The following is a 5,164-nucleotide window of genomic DNA, read 5'->3' as shown; positions in this document are numbered from 1 at the left end:
CGGGCCGTGCCGTCCGGATCGCGCAACACCCGCAGGCACCCCACCGTGGCGCCGGGCTCCGCGGCCGGGTCCGCCCCGCCGACGTCTCCCCGCTCGTTGCCGGGCCCACCGTTGCCGGGCCCGCCGGTGACCGCCCGGATGTGCCGGGTGGTCGGGTCGAGGTCCCTGCCGTCCAGCTCCGGGTACGGGCACTCCTGCTCGACCACGAACACGTCGACCCGCAGGCGCAGCATCCCGTACAGCTCGGCCGTGGTCAGCTCGGGGCCGGACCGGCAGGTCAGCACCACCGTGCCCGGGTCCGGCGTCGTCGGATCATCCGCCGCGGCGGGAATCGGCGTCTCGCTCACCCGTCATGGTCTATCAGACCGTCCGAGCTGGTCGGCGTACGCGGCCACCCGGGTGTAGACGCCCGGCCGGTTCGGCTCCCCACAGCCGTCACCCCAGGACACGATCCCGATCACCGTGTCGTCCACCACCAGCGGGCCTCCCGAGTCGCCCTGGCAGGCGTCGATGCCGCCCTCCTCGTGACCCGCGCAGACCATCGTCTCCGGGTCGAACGACCGGAAGATGTCCCCGCACCGGGAGTCGGACACCACCGGCACGTCGGCGGCGAGCAGGTGGCCCGGTTTGGGCCCGTTCTCGTACAGCCTGCCCCAGCCGAGCACGGTCGCCCGGGTGCCCGCCCGGTAGTACTCGGACGTGGTCGCCACGTCGGCCGTGCGATAGGGCACCCTCTCGTCGAGGGTGAGCACGGCGATGTCGTCGCCACTGAGCGGGTGGTCGTAGCCGGGCGCCACCCAGATGCTCTGCACACCGGCGCGCACACCGTCGACGGAGGACATGTACTCGCGCCCCGCGACCACCCCCAGGGCGGACCTGCGGACCGCGAGGGCGCAGTGCGCCGCGGTCAGCACCGTCTCGGCGGAGAGCAACGCTCCCCCGCAGTACTGGTTCCCCCGGCCGTCCACCAGGTACACCGCGAACGGGTACTCGTGGACGGAGACGTCGTCGCCGCCGACGATCGGTCGCGGCGCGGCCGCCGCCTGGGTGACGGGTGTGGACAGCATCGCGGTGAGCAGGGTCACCACCAGCCCGAGGCGACTCCGGCGCCGTCCCACGGGGCGGTGCCGCCGCCTGTTCCCCCACCGCCCGCCGGTGCCGCCCCGCCGCCGGACGCTGTCCGGCTGGTCGCGTCTGACCGACTGGTCGCGTCTGTCCGGCTGTCCGATTCTGCCTCGATGCACGGTGCCCTCTTCCCTCCTGCCGGTGGCATCGGACACTCTATGTCAGAGGAATGCATACGTGCTGTCACCGACACGGGTGGAAAACCACCTAGGCTACGGTGTCGGTCATGCGAGGTGGGGTGCTGATCGCGGGGACGACATCCGACGCGGGCAAGTCGATGGTGACCGCGGGGCTGTGCCGGCTGCTGGCCCGGCGCGGGGTCCGGGTGGCGCCGTTCAAGGCGCAGAACATGTCGAACAACTCGATGGTGTGCCCGGACGGCACGGAGATCGGCCGGGCGCAGTGGGTGCAGGCGGTCGCGGCGGGGGCCACCCCCGAGTCGGCGATGAACCCCGTGCTGCTCAAACCGGGCAGTGACCGGCGCAGTCACGTGGTACTGCGCGGCAGGCCGTGGGGCGAGCTGGGCTCGGCGAACTTCCACGAGGGCAGGCAGGCGCTCGCCGAGGGGGCGCGGACCGCGCTGGCCGAGCTGCGGGACCGGTACGACGTCGTCGTCTGTGAGGGCGCGGGCAGCCCCGCCGAGGTGAACCTGCGGGAGGGCGACTACGTCAACATGGGCCTCGCCCGCGCCGCCGATCTGCCGGTCCTGCTCGTCGGGGACATCGACCGGGGCGGGGTGCTCGCCGCGCTCGCGGGCACCGTCGGCCTGCTCGACCCGGCCGACCAGCGGCACGTGGCCGGATTCCTGATCAACAAGTTCCGCGGTGACGTCGACCTGCTCCGGCCGGGCCTGGACACGGTGGCCGGGGTCACCGGCCGCCCGGTCCTCGGGGTGCTGCCCTGGCTGGCCGACGTCTGGCTCGACTCGGAGGACACCCTGGCCGGGGCCGCGGTCACCGCCACCATCGCCGACCCGGCGTCCGGGGACACCACCGCGGGGACCCTGCGGGTGGCCGCGGTCCGGCTGCCCCGCGTGTCCAACGCCACCGACCTCGACCCGCTGGTCGCCGAACCCGGCGTGTCGGTGACCTTCACGACCGACCCGGACACCGTGGCCGCGGCCGACCTCGCCGTCCTGCCCGGAACCCGGGCCACGGTGGACGACCTGGACTGGCTGCGCCGCACCGGGATCGCCCGGGCGGTCGAACGCCGGGCGGAGGCGGGCCGCCCGGTGCTCGGTGTCTGCGGCGGCTGTCAGATGCTGACCGAGAAGATCGACGACGGCGTCGAGTCCGCCGCCGGGCGGGTGCCCGGCCTGGGGCTGGTGCCGCACTCGGTGCGGTTCACCGGGGACAAGACCCTGCGCACCCCGGAGGGCAGCTGGCGCGGGGAGCGGGTGTCCGGCTACGAGATCCACCACGGCACGGTGGACGGTGCCCGCCCGGCGGAACCCTTCCTGCCCGGCGGCCGGCACGACGCGGTGTGGGCGACGATGTGGCACGGGCTGCTGGAGAACGACGGGTTCCGTCGCCGCTGGCTCACGGAGGTCGCCGAGCGGGCGGGCGTCGCGTGGCGGCCCGCGGACGCACCCGGATTCGCCGAACGCCGGGAGCGGATGCTCGACACGCTCGCCGACGCGATCGACACCCACGTCGACACCGACGCCCTCGACACCCTGATCGACCGGGGTGTCCCGGACGGGCTGCCGCGTCTGGAGCTCACCCGGCATCCGGGGTGAGGCCCCGGCGCGCGGTCGGTGCGGGAACAATGGTCCCCGGCCGCGCTGTTGGCATCCCCCGGGAGCGCGGGCACGCGCACCGTCGCCTCCGCGACACCATCGACCCCGTCGACCCCGTCGACCGCGTCGACACCGCCACCGACCCGTCCGAATTCGTCGAAAGGCAACACCGTGCCGCACTACGACCTCGTCATCGTGGGGACCGGATCGGGGAACTCGATCCTCGACCGGCGGTTCGCCGACCACAAGGTCGCGATCGTGGAGAAGGGCGTGTTCGGCGGCACCTGCCTCAACGTGGGCTGCATCCCCACGAAGATGTTCGTCCACCCCGCCGACCTGGCCGCCACGCCGGAGCACTCGGCACGCCTGGGCGTGGACACCGAGCTGCGCGGGGTGCGCTGGCGCGAGATCCGGGACCGCATCTTCGGCCGCATCGACACGATCGCCGAGGGCGGCCGCCGGTACCGCCACGAGCACGACGACAACGCGGGCGTCACGGTCTACGAGGGGCACGGCCGGTTCACCGGGCACAAGGAACTCACCGTCGAGCTCGCCGACGGGCCGGAGACCGTCACCGCCGACCAGTTCGTGCTCGCCGCGGGCGGACGCGCCGACATTCCCGACGTGCCCGGCCTGGACGAGGTCGATCACCACACCTCGGACACCGTGATGCGCCTCGACGACCTCCCCGAGCGCGCGGTCATCCTGGGCAGCGGCTTCATCGGCGCCGAGTTCGCGCACGTGTTCGCCTCCTTCGGCGTCGACGTCACGGTGGTGGCGCGCTCGGGCGCACTGCTGCGCTCCGAGGACGACGACGTCAGCGGACGGTTCACCGAGCTGGCCTCCCGCCGCTACGACGTGCGGCTGTCCCGCCGGGCCGTCCGTGCGCGGCGCACCGCCACGGGCACGGCGCTCGACCTGGAGGGTCCCGCGGGCCCGGAGACCGTCGAGGGCGACCTGCTGCTGGTGGCGACCGGCCGCAGGCCCAACTCCGACCTGCTGGACGTCGGCGCCACCGGGGTCTCCACGTTGCCCAGCGGCCACGTCGCCGTCGACGAACACCAGCGCACAAACGTGGACGGGATCTACGCCCTGGGCGATCTGTCCTCGCCACACGAGCTCAAGCACGTCGCCAACCACGAGGCGCGGGTGGTGCAGCACAACCTGCTGCACCCGGACGAACCGGTGGCCGCCGACCACCGGTTCGTGCCGCACGCGGTGTTCACCGCGCCGCAGATCGCCTCGGTGGGGCTCACCGAACGCGACGCCGCCGCGCGGGGCGTGCCGTACGTGACGGCGACCCAGGGATACGGCGGCATCGCCTACGGGTGGGCGATGGAGGACGAGCACAGCTTCGCGAAGCTGCTCGCCGACCCGGACACCGGCGCGCTGCTCGGCGCACACATCCTCGGTCCCCAGGCGCCGACGCTGATCCAGCCGCTGATCCAGGCGATGAGCTTCGGCATCGACGCACGGTCGATGGCGCGGGGCCAGTACTGGATCCACCCCGCCATGCCGGAGCTGATCGAGAACGCCCTGTACGCGCTGCCCCTCGACGACTGACCGGCTCGGGGGCCGCCCGCGCTCACACGTAGCGCGGGCGGCCCGCGAGCCAGCCGAACCCGATCTGCACCAGCAGCACCCCCAGCAGCATCGCGAACGGCACGGTCCAGTCGCCGGTGACGTCGTGCAGCAGGCCGAACAGGAACGGCCCGACCGCGGCCAGCAGGTAGCCGAAGCCCTGCGCCATACCGGACAGCGACGCCGTGTCGGCGCCGGTGCGGGCGCGCAGCGCGATCGTGGTCAGCGCCAGGGAGAACACGCTCATCCCGACGCCGACGAGCACCGACCACAGCAGCGGCGAGTACTCCGGCACGGTCATCAGCCCGAGCACCCCGACGACCCCGAACGCCCCCAGCCCGGCGATCCAGCCGCTCTGGCTGCCCTGCCGGGCGGCGAGCGCGGGCACCACCAGACTCACCGGGATCCCGAGCAACGAGATCAGCCCGACCATCAGCCCGGCCTGCGTCCGGGACACCCCGGCGTCCATGAGGACCTGGGGCAGCCATCCCATGACGATGTAGGCCAGGCAGGCCTGGGAACCGAAGAACACGGTCACCACCCAGGCCAGCGGGCTGCGCAGCAGTGACCGCCGTGGGGCCTCCGCCGCCCCGGACACCGGGTCCCCGTCGTCCGGATCCGGGACCCCGGGCGGACGGGCACGGCGCAGGACGGGCGCGCGGGCCGCGACCGTCCACACCACGAGCGCGGTCACCGCGAGCACGGCCCAGCTCCCCAGCG

Annotated in this window: 5 protein-coding genes; 2 read left to right on the top strand and 3 right to left on the bottom strand. The window is 73.5% G+C overall.

Annotated elements, in window-relative coordinates:
- Both ACTIR_RS27365 and ACTIR_RS0102820 read right to left on the bottom strand, forming a co-directional pair.
- Positions 1–233, bottom strand: a 233-nt coding sequence (locus ACTIR_RS27365; RefSeq protein WP_459166180.1) for a GNAT family N-acetyltransferase, incomplete at its 3' end; no start/stop codon positions are given.
- Positions 234–350: 117 nt separating this feature from the next.
- Complete coding sequence (locus tag ACTIR_RS0102820; protein ID WP_026453150.1) at positions 351–1,088, bottom strand: serine protease; 738 nt, start codon at positions 1,086–1,088, stop codon at positions 351–353.
- Between the two features lie 263 nt (positions 1,089–1,351).
- Here ACTIR_RS0102820 and ACTIR_RS0102815 point away from each other — a divergent pair, with 263 nt between their 5' ends.
- On the top strand, positions 1,352–2,863 hold the full coding sequence (locus ACTIR_RS0102815) for a cobyric acid synthase (protein ID WP_034237969.1): 1,512 nt from the start codon (positions 1,352–1,354) through the stop codon (positions 2,861–2,863).
- A gap of 171 nt (positions 2,864–3,034) precedes the next feature.
- Entirely contained in the window at positions 3,035–4,426 is a 1,392-nt protein-coding gene (locus ACTIR_RS0102810; protein ID WP_026453148.1) for a mycothione reductase, read from the top strand.
- Positions 4,427–4,448: 22 nt separating this feature from the next.
- Here ACTIR_RS0102810 and ACTIR_RS21305 read toward each other — a convergent pair.
- Positions 4,449–5,164 (bottom strand): MFS transporter (locus ACTIR_RS21305; protein WP_034237967.1); only part of this gene is annotated, 716 nt, incomplete at its 5' end.

It is taken from the genome of Saccharomonospora iraqiensis subsp. iraqiensis (assembly GCF_000430445.1).
Classification (GTDB): domain Bacteria; phylum Actinomycetota; class Actinomycetes; order Mycobacteriales; family Pseudonocardiaceae; genus Saccharomonospora; species Saccharomonospora iraqiensis.
This window is presented reverse-complemented; position numbering and strand designations above follow the sequence as displayed.

What these genes read in the sequence shown, in the direction of transcription:
- ACTIR_RS0102815 (WP_034237969.1), top strand. Translation starts at nt 1,352, where the DNA reads ATGCGAGGTGGGGTGCTGATCGCGGGGACGACATCCGACGCGGGCAAG.